Annotated in this window: 23 protein-coding genes; 21 read left to right on the forward strand and 2 right to left on the reverse strand. The window is 66.9% G+C overall.

The genetic code is table 11. From position 1 onward, the window contains the following. Nucleotides 1-3 precede the first annotated feature (3 nt). The 19 genes from ACQP2D_RS14860 to ACQP2D_RS14950 all read left to right on the forward strand — a co-directional run bounded on the left by ACQP2D_RS14860 (nucleotide 4) and on the right by ACQP2D_RS14950 (nucleotide 21,494). Nucleotides 4-969, forward strand: a complete 966-nt coding sequence (locus ACQP2D_RS14860; RefSeq protein ID WP_433684280.1) for an alkaline phosphatase family protein — start codon at nucleotides 4-6, stop codon at nucleotides 967-969. A 162-nt stretch (nucleotides 970-1,131) separates the two neighbouring features. Beyond that, nucleotides 1,132-3,537: a RelA/SpoT family protein gene (locus ACQP2D_RS14865; RefSeq protein ID WP_433684281.1), complete on the forward strand. Its 2,406-nt coding sequence runs from the start codon at nucleotides 1,132-1,134 to the stop codon at nucleotides 3,535-3,537. A 338-nt stretch (nucleotides 3,538-3,875) separates the two neighbouring features. Then, entirely contained in the window at nucleotides 3,876-5,507 is a 1,632-nt protein-coding gene (locus ACQP2D_RS14870; RefSeq protein ID WP_433684282.1) for a cutinase family protein, read from the forward strand. Nucleotides 5,508-5,561: 54 nt separating this feature from the next. Continuing rightward, a complete protein-coding gene (locus ACQP2D_RS14875) occupies nucleotides 5,562-6,497 on the forward strand; it encodes a hypothetical protein (RefSeq protein ID WP_433684283.1) in 936 nt (311 codons plus the stop codon). A 19-nt stretch (nucleotides 6,498-6,516) separates the two neighbouring features. Further along, complete coding sequence (locus ACQP2D_RS14880; protein ID WP_433684284.1) at nucleotides 6,517-7,395, forward strand: MinD/ParA family ATP-binding protein; 879 nt, start codon at nucleotides 6,517-6,519, stop codon at nucleotides 7,393-7,395. Continuing rightward, nucleotides 7,392-8,033 (forward strand): DUF6668 family protein, encoded by a 642-nt coding sequence (locus ACQP2D_RS14885; RefSeq protein WP_433684285.1) that lies wholly within the window; start codon nucleotides 7,392-7,394, stop codon nucleotides 8,031-8,033. Before ACQP2D_RS14880 ends, ACQP2D_RS14885 begins: the two co-directional genes overlap by 4 nt. Nucleotides 8,034-8,093: 60 nt before the next feature. Beyond that, complete coding sequence (locus ACQP2D_RS14890) at nucleotides 8,094-8,390, forward strand: hypothetical protein (RefSeq protein ID WP_040692318.1); 297 nt, start codon at nucleotides 8,094-8,096, stop codon at nucleotides 8,388-8,390. An 8-nt stretch (nucleotides 8,391-8,398) separates the two neighbouring features. Continuing rightward, entirely contained in the window at nucleotides 8,399-8,674 is a 276-nt protein-coding gene (locus tag ACQP2D_RS14895; RefSeq protein ID WP_354950750.1) for a hypothetical protein, read from the forward strand. 23 nt (nucleotides 8,675-8,697) lie between these two features. Continuing rightward, nucleotides 8,698-9,399, forward strand: coding sequence for a hypothetical protein (locus tag ACQP2D_RS14900; protein WP_433684286.1), 702 nt, complete (start codon nucleotides 8,698-8,700; stop codon nucleotides 9,397-9,399). Beyond that, nucleotides 9,396-10,208 carry a hypothetical protein gene (locus tag ACQP2D_RS14905; RefSeq protein WP_433684287.1) on the forward strand — a complete coding sequence of 271 codons (813 nt, stop codon included), beginning with the start codon at nucleotides 9,396-9,398 and terminating at the stop codon, nucleotides 10,206-10,208. Before ACQP2D_RS14900 ends, ACQP2D_RS14905 begins: the two co-directional genes overlap by 4 nt. Continuing rightward, entirely contained in the window at nucleotides 10,202-11,053 is an 852-nt protein-coding gene (locus tag ACQP2D_RS14910) for a hypothetical protein (RefSeq protein ID WP_433684288.1), read from the forward strand. Before ACQP2D_RS14905 ends, ACQP2D_RS14910 begins: the two co-directional genes overlap by 7 nt. Further along, nucleotides 11,047-12,531, forward strand: coding sequence for a hypothetical protein (locus ACQP2D_RS14915; protein WP_433684289.1), 1,485 nt, complete (start codon nucleotides 11,047-11,049; stop codon nucleotides 12,529-12,531). The genes ACQP2D_RS14910 and ACQP2D_RS14915 overlap by 7 nt, the downstream gene beginning before the upstream one ends. A gap of 2 nt (nucleotides 12,532-12,533) precedes the next feature. Then, on the forward strand, nucleotides 12,534-14,024 hold the full coding sequence (locus tag ACQP2D_RS14920) for an SCO6880 family protein (RefSeq protein WP_433685657.1): 1,491 nt from the start codon (nucleotides 12,534-12,536) through the stop codon (nucleotides 14,022-14,024). 7 nt (nucleotides 14,025-14,031) lie between these two features. Beyond that, entirely contained in the window at nucleotides 14,032-16,356 is a 2,325-nt protein-coding gene (locus ACQP2D_RS14925; RefSeq protein WP_433684290.1) for a hypothetical protein, read from the forward strand. A 49-nt stretch (nucleotides 16,357-16,405) separates the two neighbouring features. After that, nucleotides 16,406-16,714 carry a transposase gene (locus tag ACQP2D_RS14930; protein ID WP_355178213.1) on the forward strand — a complete coding sequence of 103 codons (309 nt, stop codon included), beginning with the start codon at nucleotides 16,406-16,408 and terminating at the stop codon, nucleotides 16,712-16,714. Nucleotides 16,715-16,760: 46 nt separating this feature from the next. Beyond that, complete coding sequence (locus tag ACQP2D_RS14935) at nucleotides 16,761-18,461, forward strand: peptidoglycan DD-metalloendopeptidase family protein (RefSeq protein ID WP_433684291.1); 1,701 nt, start codon at nucleotides 16,761-16,763, stop codon at nucleotides 18,459-18,461. Next, on the forward strand, nucleotides 18,458-19,171 hold the full coding sequence (locus tag ACQP2D_RS14940; protein WP_433684292.1) for a hypothetical protein: 714 nt from the start codon (nucleotides 18,458-18,460) through the stop codon (nucleotides 19,169-19,171). The genes ACQP2D_RS14935 and ACQP2D_RS14940 overlap by 4 nt, the downstream gene beginning before the upstream one ends. Before the next feature lie 48 nt (nucleotides 19,172-19,219). Then, nucleotides 19,220-21,043 carry a type IV secretory system conjugative DNA transfer family protein gene (locus ACQP2D_RS14945; protein WP_433684293.1) on the forward strand — a complete coding sequence of 608 codons (1,824 nt, stop codon included), beginning with the start codon at nucleotides 19,220-19,222 and terminating at the stop codon, nucleotides 21,041-21,043. A 64-nt stretch (nucleotides 21,044-21,107) separates the two neighbouring features. Next, nucleotides 21,108-21,494 carry a DUF4913 domain-containing protein gene (locus tag ACQP2D_RS14950; RefSeq protein ID WP_354950769.1) on the forward strand — a complete coding sequence of 129 codons (387 nt, stop codon included), beginning with the start codon at nucleotides 21,108-21,110 and terminating at the stop codon, nucleotides 21,492-21,494. A gap of 63 nt (nucleotides 21,495-21,557) precedes the next feature. On the opposite strand, the gene ACQP2D_RS14955 is transcribed toward ACQP2D_RS14950, so the two are convergent. Both ACQP2D_RS14955 and ACQP2D_RS14960 read right to left on the reverse strand, forming a co-directional pair. Further along, on the reverse strand, nucleotides 21,558-22,112 hold the full coding sequence (locus tag ACQP2D_RS14955; protein ID WP_433684294.1) for a hypothetical protein: 555 nt from the start codon (nucleotides 22,110-22,112) through the stop codon (nucleotides 21,558-21,560). Nucleotides 22,113-22,535: 423 nt separating this feature from the next. After that, nucleotides 22,536-23,351: a peptidylprolyl isomerase gene (locus ACQP2D_RS14960; protein WP_433684295.1), complete on the reverse strand. Its 816-nt coding sequence runs from the start codon at nucleotides 23,349-23,351 to the stop codon at nucleotides 22,536-22,538. 135 nt (nucleotides 23,352-23,486) lie between these two features. Here ACQP2D_RS14960 and hisS point away from each other — a divergent pair, with 135 nt between their 5' ends. Together hisS and ACQP2D_RS14970 are read left to right on the forward strand one after the other, a co-directional pair. Next, nucleotides 23,487-24,764 carry a histidine--tRNA ligase gene (gene hisS / locus ACQP2D_RS14965; RefSeq protein ID WP_433685658.1) on the forward strand — a complete coding sequence of 426 codons (1,278 nt, stop codon included), beginning with the start codon at nucleotides 23,487-23,489 and terminating at the stop codon, nucleotides 24,762-24,764. Nucleotides 24,765-24,809: 45 nt separating this feature from the next. Beyond that, nucleotides 24,810-25,466, forward strand: a complete 657-nt coding sequence (locus ACQP2D_RS14970) for a hypothetical protein (RefSeq protein ID WP_433684296.1) — start codon at nucleotides 24,810-24,812, stop codon at nucleotides 25,464-25,466. Nucleotides 25,467-25,967: the final 501 nt, after the last annotated feature.

Here is a 25,967-nt window from a genome sequence, read left to right on the forward strand (position 1 = left end):
GATATGAGCGCGCGAACCAGCACGTCCCTCGCACGCAGGCAACTGTTCTCCAGTGCCGTTGCCGTAGCGGCCGTTTCGACCGTCCTCGCCACCGGCCGCGCACAGGCCGCCACCCAGGTCGACAAGGTCGTCCTCATCGGCCTCGACGGCCTGATGTACCGCAAGATCGAGGAGGTCCGCGCCCCGAACCTCTTGCGGCTCAGCGCCGAAGGCGCCCTCGGCCGCACCTCGATCGCCCCGCACGTCACCATCTCCGGTCCGTCCTGGGCCACTGTGCTCACCGGTGTCTGGGGCAGCAAGCACGGCATCACCGACAACAACTTCGACGCCACCCCGTTCGCGAAGTATCCGACGGTCTTCACCCGGCTCGAACGCTCGGATCCGACCCTGAAGACCCAGTCCATCGCCACCTGGGATCAGATCGCCACCATGGCCGGCAGCGGGAACCCCCGCGCCGACGTCGTCATCTCCACCCCGCCCGTCCCCGGTGACGACGACGAAATCGCCACCGATGCCGCCACCGCCGACAGCGTCGTCACCGCCATCACCAAATATGCCCCCGACTTCCTCTTCACCCACCTCGACCAGGTCGACCGCGCCGGTCACAAGCACGGCGGCGCAACCAGCGAATACCGCGACGCCGTCACCCGCATCGATACCCTGGTCGGCCGCATCGTTGCCGCCGTGGACGCCCGCGCCCGCGCCAACCCCGCGGAACGCTGGACCATCCTGGTCACCACCGACCACGGTCACCGGCCCAAGGGCGGGCACGGCGGCCAAACCCCCGACGAGACAACCAGTTTCGTCATCGCCCGCGGCCCGAACTTCATCGCGGGCGCGACCAGCTCCAGCTTCTCTCTGGTCGATATCACCCCGACGGTGCTGGATATCTTCCACGCCCCGCTCGACCCGGACTTCGACGGCGAGTCCCGCATCCGCCAGCCCGTCGAACCCTTCACCAGCCGGTAGGGCACCCTTTTTCGCACCTCACACGATGCTGTTTTCCCGGGTTTGCCGCCGACTCGGCAACCTCGGATCGAACGCATGACCTGCGCTCGGACTAAAGTTGTGGTCTGGGCGGTTGCAGCGGTCGGCTAGGGTGTTCCGATCGCGGCGTGGAGAGGTGGTGGCATGACTCAGCATCTTGGCGAGGCGAATGTCGAGCAATCGGCGGGCGCCCCGCAGTCGAACGGTGCGGCCACCCCGGATGCATCGAAGCCCAACCCGCAGGTGAGCGGCACTTCCGCGGCGGCGCGCCAGCCCGGCACCGCGGCCGCCGTGCCGACCTCCGCCTCCCGGCGGGTGCGCGCCCGCTTGGCCCGGCGCATGACCGGTCAGCGCGGTATCGCGGCGGTCAAACCGGTGCTCGAACCGTTGGCCAGCGTGCATCGCGAGCTGTATCCGAAGGCGAACCTCACCCTGCTGCAGCGCGCCTTCGACGTCGCCGACGAGCGCCACGCCCACCAGTTCCGCAAATCCGGTGACCCGTACATCACGCATCCGCTCGCGGTCGCCAATATCCTGGCCGAACTCGGCATGGACACCACCACGCTGGTCGCGGCGCTGCTGCACGACACCGTGGAGGACACCGGCTACTCGCTCGAGCAGCTGACCCAGGATTTCGGCGCCGAGGTCGCGCATCTGGTCGATGGCGTCACCAAGTTGGACAAGGTCAACCTGGGTGCTGCCGCCGAGGCCGAGACCATTCGCAAGATGATCATCGCGATGGCACGCGACCCGCGTGTACTGGTGATCAAGGTGGCCGACCGCCTGCACAACATGCGCACCATGCGTTTCCTGCCGCCGGAGAAGCAGGCGAAAAAGGCCAAGGAAACCCTCGAGGTGATCGCGCCGCTGGCGCACCGCCTCGGTATGGCCACGGTCAAATGGGAACTCGAGGACCTCGCGTTCGCGATCCTGCACCCGAAGAAGTACGACGAGATCGTGCGACTGGTCGCCGACCGTGCGCCCTCACGCGATACCTACCTGGCGCGAGTGCGTGCGGAGATCGTCAATACCCTTGCGGCGTCGCGGATCAACGCGATCGTCGAGGGCCGCCCCAAGCACTACTGGTCGATCTACCAGAAGATGATCGTCAAGGGTAAGGACTTCGACGATATCCATGACCTGGTCGGCATCCGCATCCTGTGCGACGAGGTCCGCGATTGCTACGCGGCGGTCGGCGTCGTGCATTCACTGTGGCAGCCGATGGCGGGCCGGTTCAAGGACTACATCGCCCAGCCGCGCTACGGCGTCTACCAGTCGCTGCACACCACGGTCGTCGGCCCGGACGGCAAACCCCTGGAGGTGCAGATCCGCACCCAGGACATGCACCGCACCGCCGAATTCGGCATTGCCGCGCACTGGCGCTACAAGGAGACCCGCGGTAAGCACTCCAATGACTCCACCGAGGTCGACGATATGGCGTGGATGCGTCAACTCCTCGACTGGCAGCGTGAGGCCGCCGACCCGGCGGAGTTCTTGGAATCGCTGCGCTTCGATCTGAAGTCGCCGGAGATCTTCGTCTTCACCCCGAAGGGTGATGTGATCACGTTGCCGCAGAAGTCGACTCCGGTCGACTTCGCCTATGCGGTGCACACCGAGGTCGGGCACCGCTGCATCGGTGCGCGGGTCAACGGTCGTCTGGTCGCATTGGAACGTCAGCTCGAAAACGGTGAGGTCGTCGAGGTATTCACCTCGAAGGCGCAGAATGCCGGACCCAGCCGGGACTGGCAGAACTTCGTGGTCTCGCCGCGCGCGAAGGCCAAGATCCGGCAGTGGTTCGCCAAGGAGCGCCGCGAGGAGGCGCTGGAAAGCGGTAAGGAGCAGATCTCCAAGGAGGTCCGCCGCGTCGGGCTGCCGCTGCAGCGGTTGATGAGCGTGGACGCGATGACCGCGGTCGCGCACGAACTGCACTACACCGACATCTCCACGCTCTACACCGCCGTCGGCGAACACCAGGTGTCGGCGCACCACGTCGTGCAGCGGTTGATGGCGCAACTCGGCGGCATCGGTGATGTCGAGAACGAACTCGCCGAGCGCTCCACCCCGTCGACCACCCCGGCCCGCCAGCGCGTCACCGGTGACGCGGGTGTGCTGATTCCCGGTGCGTCCGGCACGGTCGCCAAGCTGGCCAAGTGCTGCACCCCGGTGCCCGGTGACGAGATCATGGGCTTCGTGACCCGCGGCGGCGCGGTCAGCGTGCACCGCACCGACTGCACCAACGCCGGTTCGCTGCGGGAACAGGCCGAGCGCATCATCGAAGTGGAGTGGGCGCCGTCGCCGTCCTCGGTATTCCTGGTGGCCATCCAGATCGAGGCCCTCGACCGCACCCGGCTGCTCTCGGATGTGACCAAGGTGCTCGCCGATGAGAAGGTCAATATCCTGTCCGCCTCGGTGGCCACGCACGGCGACCGGGTCGCGATCAGCAAGTTCACCTTCGAGATGGGCGATCCGAAACATTTGGGCCACTTGCTGAATGTGGTGCGCAACGTGGAAGGCGTCTACGACGTCTACCGGGTGACCTCGGCCACCTGATCGCCACGGTCAAGCACGCTGAACATCGCCGGAGGGCATATCCGGTGTAACCGTAAGGGTTGTCGCGGTGGCCTGTGCGCAGCGGCCGATCACCGGAATGCGAAGTCCACGTTGATGATTCGAATCGCCGACGGGGCGCGCACCGATTGCCCGGCGATGTCGGCGACCGGAAACTTGTCGGAATACCCCTGACGGCACGCCGCGAACTCCCGTCTGTTCCATGGCGGTTCGCGCGAACTTTTCGTCGAACCCGCAGTAAGAGCCGGAATCTGTTACGGTCTATTGCGTTTCATGGCGTTTTGGTTGGGTGCGGCAACACGAATTGATTGCGGATCGCTATGACGGAGTACGCGGCACGGATGTCGGGAATGCTGGTCGCATTCACCGTTGCTGTGGCGACCGCAGGAACCGCCACGGCGCAACCGTCCGATCCCGCCGGCCCGACGACGAATATCACCATCGGCACCTGTCCGGCACTGTACGCGTTGGGAATTCAGGGCACCGGCGAATCGTCGCCCGATGCCGCGCCGACCACCGATACCGGCATGCTCTCCACGGTCTTCATGCCCATGCTGGCCGAGGCGTCGCAGCCCGGTTTGGTCGATCGGGCCTACGTCCCTTATGAATCCGGCTTCGGCGGCGCGACCGCCGGTGGTGCCGCGTCGTACGCGGAGTCGGTGACCGGCGGATTGGCGCGGCTGCGTTCGATGGCCAAGGATGTCGCGGACCGCTGTGCCGAGACCCGTTTCGCGATCGTCGGCTATTCGCAAGGCGCGCATGTGGCCTCGATGTTCGCGCAGGAGGTCGGCCAGGGCCATGGTGTGGTCGCGCCCGACAGAGTCGCGGCGGTGGCCCTGTTCGCCGATCCGACCCGCAATCCCGGTGCGCCGCTGTTTCCCGGCTCGCCGGGCAAGGCGACGCCCGATCCCGCGCCGGGCACCTCGGGCGATCGGATCGCGTCCATCGCGGCATTGCCGCAGGAACCCGCCAGCGGCGGCGGCATCGGACCCGAACGCGATAAGGCCGCCAACTTCGCCGCGCTGACCGGCCGCGTCGCCAGCTTCTGTGCCGCAGGCGATCTCGCGTGCGACGCGCCGGAGGGTGCGCCGATCCTCAAAGCGGTCGCCAGCGTCGCGGGCCAGACCAAGTTGAGCGGCGGGGATCCGATCGCCGCACTGGTTTCGATCGCACAGGCGCTGGCCTACACCTCGATCAAGACCGCGACCAAGGTGGTCAACGAGGACGTCCAAGGCAACTCGCTCGCGAATCTGTCGATCTCGCCGCAGAAGTCGATTTCCCAGCGCCTCGCCGACGCCGCCGACCCGCGCACCCCGCTCGATGCCCCCGCGGCACTGCGGGCACTGCTCAAGGTCGGCATGATCGGTCTGAACGCCGTCGTGACGGTGGTCAGGGCGGTCATCAACCCGGCGAACATCACCCAACTCGCCACCGCTGGCCTGTCCGACCCGGTCTCCGGAATCCTCCTGCTCGGTACGAAATTGCTGGGCGCGGTGACCCAGCTGGTGCCGCCGACGACCGGCGTGCGGCTGGTCACCCAGGCCTTCGACGCGGTTGTACAGAACATCACCGACAACAGCGACCTGCTCAATGTGACCACCTGGGTGCGGTATTGGGACACCGTCCAGCGCCACGGCGCCTACGGCAGCACGGCCGTGACCGCTACCGGTGCGGCGCCCACCCGATTCGTGGCCGACTGGTTCGCCGCGGTGGCACACGATCTGGCCGACGACTTCGGCAGCGGCACGATACCGCAGGGCGGGAGCACCAAGCCGAGTACCGGATTCTTCGGACAAACTTCCGGCGCGTCGACTACGCCGAATACCTCCAGTACGGGACAATTTCCGTTTGGGACAGGAGCCGACGGCGCCTCACCCGGCGGCGCGACGTCGGCTCGGCCCACCGTGGTACCCGGCACCGCAAACAACACCTACCCGTTCTCCACGAACTGATCGCCGAGAGGGTCCGATGATGCATCACGTGCCTCGCGCTGCGGGAAGTGGGGAATGTTGAAGTCGTACAAACAGCTGTCGCGCTGGTACGGCGCGCTGGAGCCGGAAGCGGATGTGTCCAACCCGCCAGAACACGACGAGGCGGGATTGCAGATGCCGGGCGATGAGGACGGCCCGGCCCGGTATCCGCACTACATTCGCGAAGAGGATCCCGACGAAATGCGCGCGCGCAATGAGGTTCCGGCCGATCTGGGCTCCCATCGCAGCGAATTCACCGGTGGCTGGTCGGACTGGGTCGCCGGGCACGCGCCCGGCCCCGACGACGACTACATCGGGCCGCGCGATGGCGAACTCGTCCAGTTCCCGTGGCCGCAGGACGAACACGACAACGGTGGCGTCGCGCGGTCCGCGCGCGCGACGCGGGCGTTGCGCCAGGAAGCACGCGATCACCCATCCGCACGGCGTGCCCGGGTGGTCGCGGTGCTCGTCATTGCCGTGCTGCTGCTGGCAGCTGCCGCCGCGGGCGCGGTCTATCTCCTCCGTTCCTCCGGTGAGCACGGCGCCGCACCGGTCGTGCCCTCGATGCAGTTCACCGCGGGCAGCGTTCAATCCCGGGGCATTTCGGATTGCCCCACAGAACGCGCCGACCGCATCGTGCGCAGTGCCGAACCCGGTGGCACCGAGTCCGGACCGGACGCGATCCTGGCATTTCAGTACGCCTACTACGTGGAACGCTCCGGCGAGCGAGTCCGGGCGGTGGTCGCGCCGGATTCGAATATCTCCGCCGCCGAGGTGATCCAGCACGGCATCGACACCGTTCCGGTCGGCACCACGCACTGTGTGCGGATCCAGACCATCACCGAGAACCGGTATTCGGTCGAGGTCACCGAGTACCGGCCCGGCGGCGCGCCCGCCACGTACAACAAGCAGACCGTCACCACGGCGATGGTCGACGGCCGCACGCTCATCACGGGCATCGCGGCCGGATGAGTAGGGAGAGCTGATAGCGATGGGAGACGACTGGAGCCGCTGGCTCGATGACGCGCCCGATGCGGGTGATTCGTCGGACCGGCATGCGCCATCCAAGGCTCCGGTGGTGCGACTGCGGCGTAGCAAGCGCGGTGAGAGCGAGTCCGCGGAACCGACGCAGCGTTCGATTCTGGTGGTCGGAGGCTGTGGTGGTGCGGGGACGACAACCACGGCATTGGGTTTGGCCGGGGAGTTGGGCATGGCGGGTACGCCGACGGTGGCGGTGGACGCGACCGCGGCGGGCAGTGATCTGGCGCTACGCGGAGCCGATGAGCACCTGCACCCGATCAGTCTGCAGTCGTGGCTGTACGGACGTGGCAACGATGAACCGGCGCCGTTGAAGGAGTGTCTGTCGCAGGCGAGTTCGGGCATCGGATTGCTGTGGCGCGACGCCGCGCCGTTGCGTCGGCGTGCCACATATCTCACAGTCGCGCGCGCGATCTATGACGCCGGGTACACTGCGGTCTACGACGGCGGCAGCCCGATTGCTGGACGGCAGCTGCGGCCGCTGCTCGATGACGCGGATGTCGCTCTGGTACTTGCCATTCCGGCGCGCGCCGATGCGGCGAACCGGCTGCGAGTCACCCTGGAATGGCTCGACGACCAGTTCGGCGACTCGGCCGAGGGGCAGGGAGCCGGCATCGTCGGCGATACCACAATTGTTGTCTCACACCAGATGTCGGGTGCGGACTCGCATGTTGCCGACCATTTGCGCGAGCATCTGTCCGGCTGGGTTCGCGATATCAGGGAGATTCCCTACGATCCGCATTTGGCGCGCGGTGAACTCGTGCGCCACGCATCGCTGGCCGCCGAGACGCGCCGTGCTTATGGGCGGCTGCTCGCCGGAGTGGCATCATGACGGCCGCCATGAAACTTCGCCGTCGATCCGAAGCCGCTCGGGCCGGTGTGGTCGCCCCACCGGAATCCCGTCGCGCACCCATCTGGGACCGTCCCGTACCCGGCGTCGGCCGGGCGCCGCTGTGGTGGCTGCTTGGTGTGCACGGCGGTGCGGGAGCCAGTACCCTCGCGCATGTGCTTGCGCCCGCGGCGGATTCGGGCCGCCGCTGGCCCGGCGTCTTCGACCGCGAATCACCCTTTGTCGTCTTGGTGGCCAGGGAGACCATTACCGGGCTCACCCGCGCGCATGACCTTCTGCGCCAACATCATTCGGGCTTCGCCGGATCGTGTGAGGTGCTCGGTCTGATCACCGTCGCCGCCCGTCCGGGTCGCCTGCCCGCCGAGATCCGCCGCTACCGCGACGTGGTCGGCTCGCTCGCGGGCCAGGTCTGGCAGATCCCGTGGTACGAGGAATGGACTCTGGTCGAACCGGAGAAGCTGCCCATCTGGACCCCCGGCGACGAGCTTCCGCCGAAGAAGAAGAGGATCGATCCGCTCGAGGAAGTTCCGCTCGAACTCCGGGAACTCGGCGCCGATATCGTTGCGGTGGTACGCGAAAACCTGGATAGCGGTACATCTTTCGAGGAGGGCGACCGATGAGCACGACGCTGACCGCCGGACCGGACCGATGACCACAACTCCTACCCAGAAAGGCAGCCGATGAGCATGATTCTCCTCGCCGTGCAGGACACGTACGGCACTGTCCTGGCTCAGGTCGGTAACCCGACCCCGGAGGCGCCTCCCGGCTCGGAGAAGATCTTGCAGCTGGTCCGGTACCTCACCTGGTTCGTATTGCTGTCCGGAATCTGCGGAATCACCTACGCGGGCGGCAAGTTCGCATGGGAGAAGTGGACCGGTGGTGGACTCGAATCGCCGAAGATGGTGGCCGGAGCCATGATCGGCGGGGTGGTCGCGACCAGCGCGGGCACCATCATGAACGCTGTCATCGGAACCTGATGTCGACGATGTCGACCGTGCGAATGTCCGCGGCGGAACTGCTCGCCTACAAGCAGATGCCCGCCGAAGTGCTGCAACCGCTGATGCAGCTGCTGAACTGGCTGCTCTGGTTCGTGCTGCTGGTGTGCCTGGCGTGGATGATCGTCTCCGCGGGCCGCCTGTGGATCGCATTCCGGAGCGATCTGGCGATGAACGACGCCTCGCACGGCGTATTGATGAGTCTGCTCGGGGCGGCGGTGGCGAGCACGGCCTCGGGGATCGCGTTGGCGTTCCTGCCGACGTGAACCGGGATGGGGACGGCCCTGGCATGAATTCCACACCGCTGGCGACCGCTCGCCGGTCGCGCGCAACAGCAGAGCCGTGTGAGCACCCGCGAAACCACCTCATCGCGCGGCGACGGCGCATTCGCACGCCCGCGGCGGGCGTGTTCGGTGCCGCCCTGCTGCTGGCGACGGTCGGCTGCGGGGGCGGTGACAGCGATTCCGGCCCGAACCTGTCGGCCGCGCCGACCCAGGTGCGGTGGCAGCCGTTCCAGGGCGTCGCACTTCCGAACGCCGCGCAGGGGCCCAAGAAGACGGGCGATGGCGCCGCAACGGGTTTCGAGCACTCGCCGACCGGTGCGGCCTTGGCGGCGATCGTCCACACGGTGCGATTGTCGATCGCCGGCGACAGCCAGTGGCCCGATATCGTGCGCCTCGAGGTGGTGCCGGACCAGGCGAGAGACGAGTGGTCGGTGAACCGCCTGCAGCTCTCGATCACCGGCCCGGCAGCGCCCGAATACGCGCCGAGACTGCTGGGTTACAAGATCACCAGTTACACCGACGCGGGATCGGCCGTCGATGTCTATACCGAATACTCGGACGCCTCCAAGGCGGTGAATCACACCACCGTCGAGTGGTTCGGCAACGACTGGAGGTTACGGCTGCCCGACCCGGAATCGACCGCACGGCCCATTGAGTCGGTCGATGAATTACCCACGGACATAGTGAAATTGGAGGCACCGGCATGAGCGAGAAGGAGTCGTCCCCGCGCGATCGCGTCTCCTTCGGTGTCATCGCGTCCGCGGCCGTGGTGGTGCTCATCATTGTGGTGGGCATATTCGTCTTCATCGGGCGGGACGATTCGGGTTCCGGTGGCGACAAGGCCGCCGCAGCGGGTTCCGGTGCGGAGGGTTTCGCGACCCCCGACGTGGATATCCTCGGCAGGCGCGTCGATATCCCGAACAACCCTGCCGGACAACCACTTCCACAGGATCCGACCCGCCAGCGCAAGCCATCCGACCCGGACTGGCTGACCGCGGCCCCGGAGGGCACCACGGCACCGCACGGCTGGCAGCGGGTCTACGGCGCCTCGGTTCCCTTCTCCACCTCCGACGGACCCACCCGCATCGAAGACGGTCTGGCCGTTGGCTATTCGCACACCCCACAGGGCGCGGTGCTGGCCGCGGCCCAGATCACCTACCGCCTCAACGCCCGCCCCGCCGACCGCGACCTCTACGTCCGCCAGGTGCGCGTCTCGGCCCAGCAGATCGCCGCCTACGACAAGGCACTGTCCCAGGACAAGCTGCCGGAACAGCAGCCGGAGAAGATAACTCGGTACTTCGTCGCCTCGGATGCGTTCAGGGTCGAGAACTATGCGGATGATCTGGCGATCATCCAGTTCGCCACCCGCGGTCCCGCGGTGGACGGCAAGCCGCTGTGGGCAGCCCTGCGATTGGTGATGATCTGGGATGCGGGGGACTGGCGGCTCAAGCCGGCCGTGTCCAATAACGCGCAGACCGAGTACGTCGAATCGCTGAACGGGTGGACGAAATGGTGAGCCCGGGGCCCGGATCGGGTCCGGCACGCAACCGTTCGTCGCTCGCGGTGCTCGGCGTCGGCGCGCTGCTCGCGGTGGTCGTCGCGGTCGCGGTGACCGTGGTCGCGATGCGGGACAACGCCGTTGGCGGCGACCTGGTGTCCAAGACGGGAACAAGTTCGGAGAATGTGCCCGAGACCGGTGCGGTGGGGTTCGGCAACCCGGACGTCGACATGTTCGGCCGTCGGGTGGATGTGCCCGTTGACGGCGTAGGTGTTGCGCTGGAACAGAATCCCGCACTGCGACAGCAGCCGGGCGCCCCGACCTGGCAGACCGCCGCACCGCAGCCCGCCAGTGGACAAGGCGTGTGGCAGCGCGTGTTCGGCGGACCCGTGGTGCGGTTCTCCGCCTCCGATGGTCCGGCACGCATCGACGGCAAGGCAGCCGTCGGATTCGCTCACACGCCGCAGGGCGCCGCCCTGGCGGCCGAACAGATCTACTGGCGCACCAATGCCAACCCGCGCGACCGTGACCTGCTGCTGCGGCTGGTCGAGGTCACGCCGCACTATCTGGCCGATTACGACCGACTGGTGGCCGAGGGCAAGGTCTCGGATCGACTGCCGGACAAGTTGCGACCCTTGCTGTTCGCTTCGGATGCGTTCCGAATCGAGAGCTATACCGAAGATTCCGCGATCGTCCAGTTTGCGAGAAAGGCCCGAGAAACAGCTGATGGCCAACCAACATGGGTCGGCATGCGCCTGGCAGTCGTATGGCGCGAAGGCGATTGGAAGCTCACGGCGGTGAGCGGACAGCAGCAAGTCCAGATCGATTCCCTGCGAAGCATCGAGGGGTGGACACAATGGTGAGGCGTCTAGTCACGATTTTCGCGGTCATCTTCACGGTGATGATCGCGACACCGACGGTGGCATACGGACAGACCTACGGTTTCGACGATACGTGCAACGAACTGCACGACACCCTCGATAACGTCGGTCTGCCGGGGGTATCCCTCGGTGACGCCGCGTCGGCCGCGTGCAAGGCGGGTAACGCCGTCTCGCATCCCCGCAGCGCCGCGGACGCGGTCAAGGACAAGGCCTGGGATTCGACCTTCGGCAAGGTCGTCGATTCGCTGATGAACGGCCTCGGCGAGGCCATCATCCTCGCATTGACCTTCTGGATGAAGGTCCCCAACGAGGCGGCCAGCGATAACGGTTCGTTGTTCGTGAAGATCAACGATTACACCTATCAGGCGCAGATATTGCTGCTGATAGCCTCGGTGATCCTGTCCGGTGCCAGACTGGCCGAGGCCAGACGCGGCGCCGTGATGAACGAGGCGGCCGAATCGTTCCGCATGTTCGCCCGTGTGGTTTTCAGTTCCTGGATGCTCGGCGCCGTCATCGTCGCCGGTACCCAGGCCTCGGATCGCTTCTCCGAGTGGATCATCAACGATTCGACCAATGGCAATGCCAAGGACCTGGCCGAGCTGATGGTGAAAACCAGTAAGCTGCAGGCATTTTCGCCGGGTCTGGTGCTGATCATCGCGATCGTCGGATTGCTCGGCGCGCTGGCACAGATCGTGCTCGCCATCGTCCGGCAGGGTCTGCTGCTCATCGCGGCGGGTGTGCTGCCATTGGCGGCGGCCGCGTCCGGCATGAATGTCGGCAAGCAGTCCTATCAGAAGCTGATCGGCTGGATCATCGCGTTCATGCTCTGGAAACCGGTGGCCGCCATCGTCTATATGATCGCGTTCACCACTGCGGGCCATGTGGATTCGCTGACCGATACCGGCGGGCTGCCCGAAGGTGAACAGGCACAGCGGATGCTGGTCGCGATCGTGCTGCTGTGCAGTGTCGCGTTCGTGCTGCCCGCGCTGATGCGACTGGTGACGCCCGCGGTCGCGATCGTGGGTAGCGGTGGTTCCGGCCTCACCGCGGCGGGTGGAACCTTGCTTGCGGTAGGCGCTTTGGGTGCGATGGGTACCAAGGCGGTCTCGGTCAAGGGTGCCGCACCGGGTTCGGCGGGTTATGTCAGCGGTTCGTCCGCCGGTCCGCGGCCGCCGGGCGGCGCGGGTGGTCCGCGTGGTGGCGGTGGCGCTCCGCGTCCGGTCCCGCCGCGTGGTGGCGGTGGCGGCGGCGGTGCCGCGACGGGCGCACCTCCGCGCGCCTCCGTCCCGCAGGGCGGGGCGGGAGTACCGTCCGGAGCGTCCAGGGCGGCGGGCGCGATCGGCGCGGCCCGCGCCGCGACCGCGCCGCTGACCCGGGCCGATGAGGCCATGGGTGATGTGGCCGGTGACCGTTGGGCGAATCGTTCGCCCGACCTCGGGAGGAGCACCATTCCGCGATGACGATGACGACGAGCGATCCCTACGAGCGCCGCTCGTACGGACTGTGGCAGAAGCCGCGCAGCGCAGGCCTTTTCGGTCTGCGCTGGGAAGAGACCGTCATCGGCTTCGTCGTCGTGATCACGGCCCTGATCTGCGCCATGGTCGGCGGGTTCCAGTGGGGTCTGATCGTGGGCGGTACCGGCGTTGTCGTGATGGTTCCACTGGTGTGGCGGACCGGGGGCCGCTCCGGATACGAGAACGGATTGATGATGTTCAACTGGATGCGCTCACGCAGCCGCGGTGAGCATGTGTACCGGGGTGGCCGGTTCTCGCGGATTCCGGGCGGTGTCACCCGGCTACCCGGGCTGCTCGCGCCCTCGAAGCTCTATGAGGGCATCGATGCGGGCGGCTACAGCTTCGGCATGATCCACCTACCGCAATTCGCCCAGTACACAGTGGTTTTGCGGGCGTGGCCGCAGGGCCACGAGGCCGTCGATCAGCCGGTCATCGATCGCTGGGTCTCGGCTTGGGGCACCTTCCTCGCCTCGGTCGGCCAGACCAGTGACATCGTCGCCGTGGTGCCGGTGATCGATACCGTGCCCGAAACCGGCAACCGGCTGCTCACCGAGGTCTCCACCATCACCCGGCCGGAGGCGCCGGAACTGGCGCAGCAGGTGATGTACGAACTCGCGACCGAACTACCGCAGGAACGGGTGCAATTGCTGCCACGGGTCGCGATCACCTTCAAGGCGACCACCGCCGAGCGGCGTAAGAATCCCGCCGAGGAGGCCGTCGAGATCGGGCGCCGGCTGCCGGGCATCTGCGCCGCACTCGCCGAGGCGGGCGTGCGCGCCCAGCCGATGTCGGCCGATGAGGTCATCTCGTTCATCCGGCGCAGCTACGACCCGGCCTCCCAGGCCGATCTCGAGGTCGCCGCGGGCGAACCCGAAGGGCACGGGCTGGATTGGGCCGATGCCGGACCGGTCTCGCACGACGAGAAGTGGGATCACCTGGTGCACGACGGCGGCCGCTCGGTCACCTGGGAGATGGACGCCGCACCCGAGGGCGCGGTGGACGAACGGGTGCTGCAGCGGCTGCTTGCGCCGAATCCCGAAGTGCCGCGCAAGCGCATCGCCATCGTGTACCGTCCGCATTCGGCCGCCGACGCCGCCGAAATCGTCGATGACGACTTCAAGAATGCGCTGGTGGCACAGCAGAGCGAACGCGGTGTCGTCTCGGCGGCCGCGACCCTGCGGGTGGGCGCCACCCAGCAGGCCCGTGAGGAACAAGCCCGGGGTCACGGTGTGACCCGCTTCGGGGCGCTGGTGACCATTACCGAGCCCCTGCGCGGCGATCTGCCGCGTATCGAAGCCATTACCCGCGACCTGTCCACACAGGCGCGGTTGAAGATCCGGCGGTGCTACCGCTATCAGGCGGCGGCCTTCGCGGCCTCGCTCGGTTGCGGGGTGATCCTGCCGGAACACGCGACAATTCCGAAAGCCTTGGCGGGGTGAGCGATCCATGGCACGTGAGTACGAGCCACCCGTACGCGAACGGGACGAGCTGCCTATGCGCGGCAAGGGGCGTCCCGAGGACGATGCGTGGGCGCCGCCGACCGGTGACGGTCGGCCCCGCCCCGCGCAGGGACGTGCACAGCGGCCCACCGGCGACCGAATCGAGCGGTCGGGTATCGAGGAAATGCCCGACCGGGATCGGCGGTCCGCGCGGGTGAGCGGCGGCGAGCGGACCGGGGTGGGCCAGACGTCCGATCGGGAGCGGCGACCGTCGCGCGATGCGGCAGAGCGTCGGGCGCGTTCCGGTGCCGGGCCCGCCGACGGTGGCCGTGCCGATCGGCCGCAGTCCGGATCCGAGCGTGGGCGCAGCAGGTCCGAAAACGGCCGCGGTGAGCGAACTTCGGCCGATCGTGGCCGTCTCGACGGCGCCAGGACCGCCCGCCCCGCACGCGAGGGGGCACCACAACGATCGGTACGGGGGGTACGGGTGGCACGACCGGATCGCAACGGAGCCAGGACGAGTCGCGAGGCACAGCGCGCGGCCAAGGTCGACTACACCGCCGACCGTGCGATGGGCACCCCGCAGACCGATAAGGCCGCCCGCCGGGCAAAGGCCAGGGCCGATAAGCGCAAACAGTCCGGTCCGCCTCTGCTCGACGATGTGACCCGGGCCAAACTCGAACAGATCAGCCGCGAGGGCAGCGGCCTGCGGGCGGCCTTCGCGACCTTCCGCGTCCGCACCGACGACATCCGCCGGCGCAACTACGCGGCCCGCGCCGAACAGGTCTTCGAGGACGGATTCGACCGCAGCACGGCCCAACTCACCGATCGCGGCTATCTGGGCCCGGGTGGCGGCCGGATGAATGTCGTCGGCCGCCCGGTCGAATACCGGGCCACCACCGCCCAGGTGGCCGGTCTGTGGCCGTGGTCGGTCGGCGCCGGTGCGCCGTTGATCGGCACCCCGCTCGGTTCACATCTGCACACCGGCGCCCCGGTCTGCTTCGACCCGATGAACTGGTTCCTGCGCGGCAGCTTCATCACCGCGCCGAGCCTTTTCGTTCTGGGGCTCAACGGTTTCGGTAAGTCCTCGCTGGTGCGCCGGATCGTGCTCGGCGGTATTGCGCAGGGAATCACCCCGCTGATCCTGGCCGACGTGAAACCCGACTACCGCAAGCTGGTCGAGTTGGTCGGCGGTCAGGTGATCGACCTCGGCTACGGCCACGGCAAGCTCAACCCGCTCGCCGCGGGTGTGCTCGGTTCGGTCGTGCCGATGCTGGACGAGTTTCCCGCACTGCAACTTCAGGTGCTGCAGGACCTGCGCGCCCGCCAGGTCACACTCATCGCCGGTCTGGTGGAACTCGTGCGCGGCGCACGTGTGCGCGACTACGAGGAGACCCTGATCGCCACCGCGCTGCGCATCCTCTACCGGCCGGGCAGTGGCTACACCCCGGACCAGCCGCCCATCATGGAGAACCTGCTCGAGGTGATCGTCAGCGGCGGTGAGGAATTGCAGCTCGACGCGGGCGCCGACGACCCCAACGAATACCAGGTCGCCATCAAGGGCCTGCGGCGTTCGCTGCGCGCGCTCACCCAGGGCCCCTTCGGCGCGATCTTCAACGGTCAGACCAGCGTTCCGATCGATACCAGCGCGGTCGCGGTCTGCATCGATGTCTCGCACATCCCCACCGGCGACAAGAAACTCAAGGCCGCCGTGATGCTGGCCTGCTGGGCCGACGGATTCGCCTCGGTGGAGGCCGCGCATGTGCTCGCCGACGCGAATCTCGGCCCGCAGCGCTATTTCCAAGTGGTGATGGACGAGCTGTGGCAGGTGCTCGGCCTCGGTGACTTCATGGTCGACCGGGTCGATGAGCTGACCCGTCTGCAGCGCACCATCGCCACCGCGCTGATCATGATCAGCCACACCATCAAGGACCTGCAAGCACTGGGATCGGAGGCCGCCATCGCGAAGGCGCTCGGCTTCCTCGAACGCGCGCGCGCCAAGATATTCGGCGCGCTGCCCGGCGAGGAGATCAAGCGCCTGGACAGCGTGGTTCCGTTCACATCCGCCGAGGAGGAGATGGTGACCGGATGGTCCGCACCGCAAGCGCTGACCGGTGAGGCGCTCAAACCCGGCCAGCAACGTCCGTCACCGCCGGGTACCGGCAAATTCCTACTGAAGATCGGTGAGGATCGCCGCCCCGGCATCCCGTTCCATATGGAATTCACCCTGTCCGAGAAGGAGAGTGGTATCCACGAAACCAACCAGCGCTTCTCCGAGTTCACCGAATCCACTTCGCGCGGTGGCGATTCCCCCAGTGGGAGTGCCGCATGAGAAAGCTCGCACTCTTATGGAGACCGGGTGTCTGTGTGAGGTGGGGCGCATGATGCCGCACCGGTCCTATCGCAGAGTATCGCCGGAGGTGCGCAAGGCCGCGGTCGAACAGGTCATCGCGCTGACCGGCAAATTGCGCAGCGAATCGGAGGCGTGTCGGGTGGTGGCCGAGCAGATCGGCGTGCATACCAATTCGGTTCGCAACTGGGTGCGCGCGGCCGAGGGACCGAGTCTGGAGCGCCTCGACGCGACCGCGTTGCGCCGCAAAGTCGCACTGCTACAACAACAATTGGCCGCCGCGGCGGAGATGAACCGCACGCTGGCCGACACCCTCAACGAATCTCGGCGGCAACGGTGAATCACCTGAATTCGTCCTGCGTTCGATCGGCGCCGCCGGGGATACGGTGACCGGGCGGACCGTCCTGTACCTGGCGCTGGCGAGTGTGCTCGGGTTGATGACCTTGGTGCTGGTCGTCGTGATGCCCGCCGTGGACGACGGGTGCGACGGCTCCTCGGTGCTCGGATCGTCGAGTGTGCTGCCGCCGCTGGGTGGCTACGCGCCGGGTAATTCCCGAGTCGCCGCTACCACTTCCGCCGCACGTACCGGCAGTCCGTCTGCCACGCCGACCAATCCCACTGTCACGCAGGCCAATCCGACCGCGACCGGTGCGCCGTCGCTGGCCGCCGGTATCGGCCCGATCCGCCGGACCCTGCCATTGGCCGTTGGCACCTTCACCGTGTCGGATGTCTTCGGCGCGCGCGGCGGCACGCACCTGGGCGTCGACCTCGCCGCCACCGACGGCACCACTATCTACTCGGTATCCGATGGACGCGTCGTCGCGGCCGGTCCCGCATCCGGTTTCGGCAACTGGATCGTCGTCGACTCCGTCGATACCAACGGCCGCGCCTATTCGGCGGTCTACGGGCATATGTGGGACAGCGGTGTGCACGTCCACGTCGGCGATACGGTCGTCGCCGGTCAGCCCATTGCCCAGGTCGGGTCGGCGGGCCAATCCAGCGGTCCGCACCTGCATTTCGAGATCGTCCCGGGCGGGCGCTTCACCGGTGGCCGCCAGATCGACCCGCTGCCCTGGCTCGACGGCGCCCCGACACCGGATGTCGGTGGCGCGCGGGCCTTCTCGTCCGATCCGCGCTGCAATCGTGGCTTCGGCACGGCGGGCGGCGCGCTGGCGGCGGGCAAGGTACCGCAGGAGCTCGAAATCTGGTACCGCCGTGCGGGTTCCATCTGCCCGCAGATCACCCCCTCGCTGCTGGCCGCACAGGGCAGGCAGGAATCCGGATTCCGGCGCGGCGCGTCCTCACCCGCTGGCGCGCAGGGACTGGCCCAGTTCCTGCCCGGGACCGCGGCCAGTATCGATCCCGACGACGGTCAGCCCTATGTCATCGATGCCGACGGCAATGGTGTGGCCAGCGTGTGGGACGACGGTGACGCGATCATGGGTCAGGGCCGCTATATGTGCGCCATCGCGCGCAAGATCGTCGGATGGGAGTCCGCGGGCCGGGTACAGGGCGATGTCGTCGCGCTGACGCTGGCCGCCTACAACGCCGGTGAGGGTGCGGTACTGGCCTCCGGCGGCATGCCGAACCTGGTGTCCGCGCACTATGCGGAGACCCAGCCCTACGTCGCGAATATCCTTGCGATGGAACCGCTGTACCGCGCGCAGGGCTCCAATGGACGCTTCACCCCCCAGGAGGGGGCGGGCCGCGGGCAGATCGTCCAGGCGGCCCAGCAATGGCTCGGCACTCCGTACGTTTGGGGCGGTGGCGGTCCGCAGGGACCGAGCGGTGGCGGACTGGACGGACCTGGGCTCACCTCGGCCGCCGTGTTCGCGGCCTCCTCGGGCACGGTTACGCTGCCGCGGACCGCCGAACAGCAGTGGGAGGCGGGCATCGAGGTGCCCATGCGCAAGCTGGAGCCCGGCGATCTGGTATTCAGTTCGTTCGGCCCGCGTGGCCCGGCCGAGGTCGGAATCTATTCCGGCAATGGACGAATGATCAAATCCGTGCCCGCCGCATCCGGGCATTCCAGTGGCGTGACCGAGGTTGCGGTGCCGGGTGATGGCCGCGGGAGGAGGGTACTGTGACGACAACCGCGACCGCGGCGGGGACGACACCCGCGACCGCGGCGGAGACGACACCCGCGACCGCGGCGGAGACGACAACCGCCAGCTCGGCAAGCGAACACGCCGAAGCGTCTGCCGTGAGCGGACCGCCCAAGTATCGGCCGTGGCGGCTAGCCTTGAATGACACATGCGCGAAACTGGTGGTGATGCTGGTGGTGAGCGTTGCGATGCTCGGTGCAGGGTGCGGCAGCAAGGACAAGGACGCGGGTTCCGCTGCGCCGCATCCACCCACGTCGACGACCCGGTTGCTGGAGGAGGTGCCCGCACCCGATCCGGTGACGCCCGATGGCGTCGCGGTGGCCGCGCTGAAGGAGATCTACTCCTGGCAGCCCGCCACCGAGGCCCAGGGTGCCTCGCTGTCGCGTGCGCGGAAATGGTTGGGGCCCAGCCTGATCCGCATACTGGACAGCACGCCCACCGCGGTGGAGACGCCGAAGGCAACGCTGCAGTGGGCGGACTGGGCCAAGGCACAGGCGCATATCGATGCCTTCACCTTCGCGTCGGGTGAGCGCCCGCCTGCGAGCACGGATCCGAACGTCGAGCAGTTCAAGATCGGGATCGAGCAGACGGTCGTCTATCCGAACGGGCGCAAGGAATCCCTCCCGCCCACGACGGTGATCGCGACCGTCGTACGCACACCAGCGGGCTGGCGGCTAGACGCGTACCGCTGAACCCGCACCAGCGACAACCGCATAGCTAGGTCCTAACAGGAGGCAGACATGGCGAAAAAGAAGAAGGTGCAGGATCCGGCCGTGGTCGGACCCGATATCACCCTCTACCTGATCTACGCCAGTTTCGCGCTGCTCGGAACCCTCTGGCTCGCACTGCATCTCGGCAACGCGATGGCGGTCACCCCGCAGCACGTTCCGATCAACCCGATCCAGATCGTCGCCGATCTCGCCAAGGGCAAGTTGCACTGGCCGCGCGCCTCCACCGTGATCGTGCTGCTCGTCATCGCGGCGCTCATCGCCTATCTCGTGGTGCGGAAAAGGCTTGCCGCGCGCCGGGCGGTGGGCAGGCTCGCCGTCGACGACAAGGCCGATGTCATGGGCAGCGGCAGCGCCATCAAGTCGCTCACCGAGGCCGGGGTCCGGGCCAAGGCCGATCTACTCGGCGTGCGACTCGGCTACAACGACAGCCCCGGCGTACCGATCGGCATCGGCGTCGCCGACGGGGTGATGCTCTACGGCTCCTATGAGGACCTGCACCTGGACATTTGGGGCCCCCGGCAGGGCAAGTCGACCTCGCGGGTGATCCCGGCGATCCTGACCGCGATCGGCCCGGTGCTGTCCACCTCGAATAAGCGCGATGTGGTCGACGCGACCCGAGATGTGCGCGAGGCCAAGGGAAGTCGCACCTTCGTCTTCGATCCGCAGGGCGTCGCGGGGGAGGAGCCCTCCTGGTTCTGGGATCCGCTGGACTGGGTGGACGCCCACCACGACGGCGCCGAGATGCGGGCCGCGCGGCTGGCCGGCCACTTCGCCGACGCCGACAACGGCTCCGATGCCAAGGGCGACGTATTCTTCGATCCGGAGGCCGAGGATCTGCTGGCCGGGCTGTTCCTGGCCGCCGCGCTCGGCAATCGCCCGATCGTCCAGGTCTGGGATTGGGTGACCAACCCCAACGACGCCGAACCCATCGAGCTGCTGCGCAATGCGAGCAAGCACTACACGGCCTCGGGCCTCGCGATGCAGTACAACGCCGATCCACGCACCAAGAGCGGCATTTTCGGCACCGCGAAGAAGATGATCCGGTGTCTGCAGCTGTCGAATGTGCATCCGTGGATCCTGCCCGGCGATAACCGCATGCAGTTCGACGAACTCGAATTCATCGAGAACAACGGCACTCTCTACAGTCTGTCGCTGGAGGGCCGCGGTTCGGCGGCGCCGCTGGTGAGCGCGCTCACCGAGGCCGTGGTCGATGTGGCCATGCGCAAGGCCTCGCGGTCGCCGGGCGGACGGCTGCCGATTCCGATGCTCGCCGTGCTCGACGAGGCGGCGAATGTGGTGCGCTGGAAGGATCTGCCCAAGCAGTACAGCCACTTCGGCTCGCGCGGCATCGTGGTGATGACGGTGTTGCAGTCCTGGGCCCAGGGTGCGCGCTGCTGGGGTGATGACGGCATGCTCGCGCTGTGGTCGGCGGCCAATATCAAGGTGCTCGGCCCCGGTGTCGACGATATGAACTTCCTGCGAGACAGGTCCGAGGCGATCGGGGAATACGACGCGATCTCCTCCTCGGTATCGGAATCCAAAGGCGGCAAGAGCTATTCGCGGTCACTGGGTTCGTCGAAGACCTTCACCGTGAACGCATTGGCGACCTTGCCGCAGGGGCGTGCGATCGTTTTCACTTCCGGCCAGCCCGCGGTGCTCGTGCGCACCGTGCCGTGGTGGGAGGGCGACTACGCTGATGACGTGAAGAAGTCGATCTCGCACCATCTTCCGGGGCGCAAGACCGAGATCGCCGACCTGTTCGGCTCGCCCAACCTGACCAAGGCTGCTCCGCCACCCGAATACGGCCAAGTCGAGGAGGTCCGGCCCCTGTGAAGGAGCGAACCATGGACACAGCACCATCGGGCACTGCGGAACCGAGGGGTAGCGAGGTGGAGCTGTGACCGAGCAGCAGCAACAGCCCATGATCTACACCAATGTGGTGGAGTTCGTCGAAAACTACCTCAGCCTGGTGTATCGGCGTCAGGTCACCGATATCAGTGAAACGGTGTGGTGCCCGGAGTGGTGGAAACATGCCGAGGCGGTGGCGCGGTTGGACGCGCTGTGGCGCGCCTGGGAGCACTACCGACTGGAGCCGAGCACCGGATTGAGCATCTGGTTCCTCGACCACGCCGATCCGCATATGACCAAGCTGTTCGATCCGCGCGGCCCGTTCAAGTACTGCAGTGTGCGCAACGGCCACAAGGACATGCTCAGCCCGCTACCGCTGAAGTCTCCGGCCCAGGGGCTCTTCGGCGATCCGACCATCGGCGATTTCCGCATGTGAGATCCCCGAGAACGACGAAACGCCCGCTGATTTCAGCGGGCGTTTTGGTTTGCGGTGTGCGCCTTACTGTCTGACGCGCTCCAGGCCGCGAGCGTCCTGTTCCCGGCCCCGTGCCGCAGCGGCTCGGGCCGCTTCATCACGAATGCGAACCGCTTCTTCGGGCGGTTGGCCCTGGCCTACTTCGATGAGCATCCGCACCGCCGCTAGCTCCGGTGCGATACCGATGCGAGCGAGATGTGCCGCGATTGCCATCCGACGTTCCTGGGAGTCGTAACGAACGAGCGGTTTGGACTGAGCCGACGCAGTCGCGGCCATCCGGCTGGCCTCGGCCTGTGCGGAGAAGCGATCCTTCTCCAATGAAATCCCCTGGGCGGGAACCGATTTCTCGACCATGCGGGCCAGTTCGAGATTGCGTGGGTCCTTCGCCTTGGCGTCTCGGGCCTCACGGATCTGAAGCTCCCGAGCCTCCTTGATACGGGCCTCGGTGACCTTGACGCGGGCTTCGGCTTCTTTCTGACCACGCTCCCGGGTCCGCAGCGCGACCAGGGTCGCAAGCTGCAACATAGTCCTCATCATGGCCGCGGTTTCCCGGCCGATGTCGTCCAGTTCCTCGGACATGGCTGCTCCCCGATGCTGCAGTGATCACTATGGATGTTGTGGTGCTTGACACGGACGCCGGCACGCCGAACTGTAATCCGTCGTGTCGGTGCCCCGCCTGCAAACGCGGCCACCCAGAGGACTCGTCGCGTGGCACTCCCAAGGGGGTCGCCCGATCAGGGAATGACTACGCTACGCGTTCTCCTTCATTCGAGATTACCCGAGAAAGCTCGGCACCAACCGCGTGGGCGTGCCGCTTAACAGCATATATCGCACAATTCCGGCGGGTAGGCGAAAGCTTCGGAGTATCTACGGTTTTAGCGCATCCTAACCGAACGATTAGGGTCGCCTATCCTAGGCTCATCCAGTGAATGACAGTTCGGGCCCGCTGCTCATTCTGCGCAGCGGGCCCGAACGAAGCGAGCGCCCGGACCGGGCGTGTCACTAGTCGATGCGAACCGACTGGATGGTCACGGGGAGATTCGGCTTGCCGTCGCCCTGGCCGTTGGAGTTGTCCTGACCGCCCGCGGCGATCTTGTCCAGTGTGGCCATGCTGTCCGGGTCGACCGTGCCGAAGATGGTGTAGTTCGGCGGCAGCTTCGAATCGCCGTAGACGATGAAGAACTGACTGCCATTGGTGCCACCGCCGTCGACCGGATCCGGTCCCGCGTTGGCCATGGCGAGGGTGCCGCGAGGGTAGTCCATCGGCTTTTGCAACGCCGGGTCGGCGGGGTTGTACCGATTGGTCGGGTACTCATTGTCGAACTGGTAGCCGGGACCGCCCGTGCCGGTGCCGGTCGGGTCACCGCACTGCAGCACCTTCAGGCCCTCGTCCGCGGTCATGCGGTGGCAGATGGTGTTGTCGAAGTAGCCCTGACCGGCCAGGCTGGCGAAGCTGTTCACGGTGCAGGGCGCCTTGGCGTTGTCCAGGGTCAGGCCGACGGGGCCCTGGGAGGTCTCCATGCTGACGCTGAGCTTGGCGTTATCGCCGGTGTTCTCGATGCCACTGGTGCGCGGCTTGTTGACCGGCTTATCGGCGGGCTTCTGGCTGTTGCGGTAGTCGCAGCTGATGGCCGCGGGTTTGTTATCACTCTTGGTCAGGAAGTACACGCCGACGGCCGCCGCTGCTACCACGACCACGCCGAGCACGGACCCGGCGATCATGAGTCGCTTGCGCTTGCGCGCCCGATCGGCCCGATTGGCCAGCTGGCGCTCCAGCTTGCGTTTCGCCGCTGCCCGTCGCTGTTCGTTGCTCGGCACTACCACGTTCCTCCCGTATCCGTTACGTACGGCACAGGATTGTGCCATCTATTCCTGAGACTGCTCAGCAGGCCATTTACCGCGCGGGCTAACCGGTTGGACTTGACAGGCGGTGGTGGTGGAAACTTGACCATCGTGACCAAGACCAGCAGCTTCTCCGCCCCGAAGGGGGTCCCGGATTACGTGCCACCCGGTTCGGCCGAGTTCGTCGCGGTGCGCGACGGCTTGATCCGCGCCGCCCGACTGGCCGGATACGGGCATGTGGAGCTGCCGATCTTCGAGGACACCGCGCTGTTCGCCCGCGGTGTCGGTGAGTCCACCGATGTGGTGACCAAGGAGATGTACACCTTCGCCGACCGTGGCGACCGCAGCGTCACGCTGCGGCCGGAGGGTACCGCCGGTGTTATGCGAGCGGTCATCGAACACGGACTCGACCGGGGCCAACTGCCGGTGAAGCTGGTGTACTCGGGTCCGTTCTTCCGCTACGAGCGGCCGCAGGCCGGTCGGTACCGGCAGTTGCAGCAGGTCGGCGTCGAAGCCATCGGCGTCGACGATCCGGCATTGGACGCCGAGGTGATCGCGATCGCCGACGCCGGATATCGCGGGCTCGGACTGGACGGTTTCCGGCTGGAGATCACCTCGCTCGGTGACGAGACCTGCCGTCCGCAGTATCGAGAGCTGTTGCAGGAGTTCCTGTTCGGCCTGCCGCTGGACGAGGAGACCAAGCGTAGGGCGCAACTGAATCCGCTGCGCGTGCTCGACGACAAGCGGCCCGAGGTGCGGGAGATGACGGCGAACGCGCCGTTGATGATCGATCACCTGTCCGAATCGGCGAAGACGCACTTCGAGCAGGTGCTGGGATATCTGGACGCGCTCGGCATACCGTATGTGGTCAATCCGCGCATGGTGCGCGGCCTGGACTACTACACGAAGACGACCTTCGAATTCGTGCACGACGGACTCGGGGCGCAGTCGGGGATCGGCGGCGGCGGTCGCTACGACGGGCTGATGGCCGAGCTGGGTGGACAGCCGCTGTCCGGTATCGGTTTCGGCCTCGGCGTCGACCGCACCATTCTGGCCTTGCAGGCCGAGGGCAAATCGGCGGGCGATCCGGCGCGGTGCGAGGTCTACGGTGTGGCGCTGGGTGACGCGGCCAAACAGCGCCTTGTCGTGCTGGCGGCGCAGTTGCGAGCGGCGGGGATTCGGGTCGACCTGGCCTATGGCGGCCGTAGCGTCAAGGGTTCCTTGAAGGCCGCCGATAAGTCCGGTGCGAAATTCACCCTGGTCCTCGGCGATCGTGACCTGGCCGAGAACACCATCGGCCTGAAGGATATGGCCACCGGTGAGCAGCGCCAGATCCCATTGGACGAGACGGTCGCCGCTGTCGCGGCGGCGCTGCGCCCGGCCGGGTAGTACGGTGCCGGAAGACGACATCCGCACCCATATGAATGCGCAGCCGTGCCCGTAGAACCCATCGATCCCGGCGCAGCCGAACCGGTTCCGACGGTCGGACTCGACCTCGTCGCACCCGAAACCTACGCACCCATGCTGCGGCGACTCGCCCTCGCCGCGGTAGGGGTGGGTGTCGGTGCCGCGCTGCTCGCGGCGCTGCTGGTGCCGTGGTCGATCGCGATCGCGATCGGTGTGGTCGTCGGCGTGCCGACGGTTGCCTATGCCATCGCCCTGCGACGGCGGCGGATGTGGTTGGCCGGGACCACGATTCACGCCAGACACACCTTCGGTGAACGCCGGGTCGACTTGGCCGCCGCGAACGGCGTGGAGGTCCTTGTCTACCCGGCCCGTTTGAGCCGAATTGTTCTGCGAGTCACCGCCGGCGCCGAATCCCAGGTCGTTCCGCTGGCGATGTACACCGATGCGGGCAGCGGTCGTGAATTACATCTGCTCGGCCTCCGCAAACTCGCCGACGCCCTGTCCGCCAGTGAACTCGCCGCGGCCGTTGCGGTTTCGACCATGCTCGTCCACCAGCTGCGCGCCGAAGCTCGCGACGCGGGTCTGGAGGAGCGTCCGCTGTACCGCGCTGTGCGGCTTGCGAGGGCGAAGGATTATGTTTCGCCGATCGTGCTGACCGATCAGGAAGTCGCGGGATTGTGCTGAACTCGCGCGCAGCGGATTTCGCGCGTGGCCGAGGTTGGCAGGATGCGTTGATGGGCGTTGTGCGCGGGTTGAGTTGGCGGGTGGGTCGAGTGTCGCTGGCGGACAGCCCCTCTCCGTAGCGGACGTGCGCGCAGTGGCGGCGGTCCACGCGGGATCCGCGGGCGAGAGGCGAGCTGCGCGACATGTGAATCCGCTTGTGGTGCGACATTGCGCACCGGCAGGTGCCCCACAACTCACCCACAGAGCGGGGCGCACAAACCATCATCAGCATTCCTGATCAGACGTGCCGCATACCCCTTGAACCCGCACGGGCGCGGATCCTTGGTGGGCGGTTGGGTGCCGCGCAACGGTCGCGCCGGGGGCTGGTCAACTCGCGCTTCTTGGTCGCGGGAGCGGGGTAAATGTGTTTGCCGGGGTGATTGTCGTGTAGCTCACCACTGCGGTTCGGGGGTGGTGAGAGTCGTTAGGGTGGGGATCGAGTGTCCGCCTATCGCAAGGAGT

It is taken from the genome of Nocardia sp. CA-119907 (genome assembly GCF_050955995.1).
GTDB lineage: Bacteria > Actinomycetota > Actinomycetes > Mycobacteriales > Mycobacteriaceae > Nocardia.

Excerpts from the sequence above, each read along its gene's own strand:
- ACQP2D_RS14860 (WP_433684280.1), top strand. The coding sequence starts at position 4 with ATGAGCGCGCGAACCAGCACGTCCCTCGCACGCAGGCAACTGTTCTCC.
- ACQP2D_RS14865 (WP_433684281.1), top strand. The coding sequence starts at position 1,132 with ATGACTCAGCATCTTGGCGAGGCGAATGTCGAGCAATCGGCGGGCGCC.
- ACQP2D_RS14870 (WP_433684282.1), top strand. The coding sequence starts at position 3,876 with ATGACGGAGTACGCGGCACGGATGTCGGGAATGCTGGTCGCATTCACC.
- ACQP2D_RS14875 (WP_433684283.1), top strand. The coding sequence starts at position 5,562 with ATGTTGAAGTCGTACAAACAGCTGTCGCGCTGGTACGGCGCGCTGGAG.
- ACQP2D_RS14880 (WP_433684284.1), top strand. The coding sequence starts at position 6,517 with ATGGGAGACGACTGGAGCCGCTGGCTCGATGACGCGCCCGATGCGGGT.
- ACQP2D_RS14885 (WP_433684285.1), top strand. The coding sequence starts at position 7,392 with ATGACGGCCGCCATGAAACTTCGCCGTCGATCCGAAGCCGCTCGGGCC.
- ACQP2D_RS14890 (WP_040692318.1), top strand. The coding sequence starts at position 8,094 with ATGAGCATGATTCTCCTCGCCGTGCAGGACACGTACGGCACTGTCCTG.
- ACQP2D_RS14895 (WP_354950750.1), top strand. The coding sequence starts at position 8,399 with ATGTCGACCGTGCGAATGTCCGCGGCGGAACTGCTCGCCTACAAGCAG.
- ACQP2D_RS14900 (WP_433684286.1), top strand. The coding sequence starts at position 8,698 with ATGAATTCCACACCGCTGGCGACCGCTCGCCGGTCGCGCGCAACAGCA.
- ACQP2D_RS14905 (WP_433684287.1), top strand. The coding sequence starts at position 9,396 with ATGAGCGAGAAGGAGTCGTCCCCGCGCGATCGCGTCTCCTTCGGTGTC.
- ACQP2D_RS14910 (WP_433684288.1), top strand. The coding sequence starts at position 10,202 with ATGGTGAGCCCGGGGCCCGGATCGGGTCCGGCACGCAACCGTTCGTCG.
- ACQP2D_RS14915 (WP_433684289.1), top strand. The coding sequence starts at position 11,047 with ATGGTGAGGCGTCTAGTCACGATTTTCGCGGTCATCTTCACGGTGATG.
- ACQP2D_RS14920 (WP_433685657.1), top strand. The coding sequence starts at position 12,534 with ATGACGACGAGCGATCCCTACGAGCGCCGCTCGTACGGACTGTGGCAG.
- ACQP2D_RS14925 (WP_433684290.1), top strand. The coding sequence starts at position 14,032 with ATGGCACGTGAGTACGAGCCACCCGTACGCGAACGGGACGAGCTGCCT.
- ACQP2D_RS14930 (WP_355178213.1), top strand. The coding sequence starts at position 16,406 with ATGATGCCGCACCGGTCCTATCGCAGAGTATCGCCGGAGGTGCGCAAG.
- ACQP2D_RS14945 (WP_433684293.1), top strand. The coding sequence starts at position 19,220 with ATGGCGAAAAAGAAGAAGGTGCAGGATCCGGCCGTGGTCGGACCCGAT.
- ACQP2D_RS14955 (WP_433684294.1), bottom strand. The coding sequence starts at position 22,112 with ATGTCCGAGGAACTGGACGACATCGGCCGGGAAACCGCGGCCATGATG.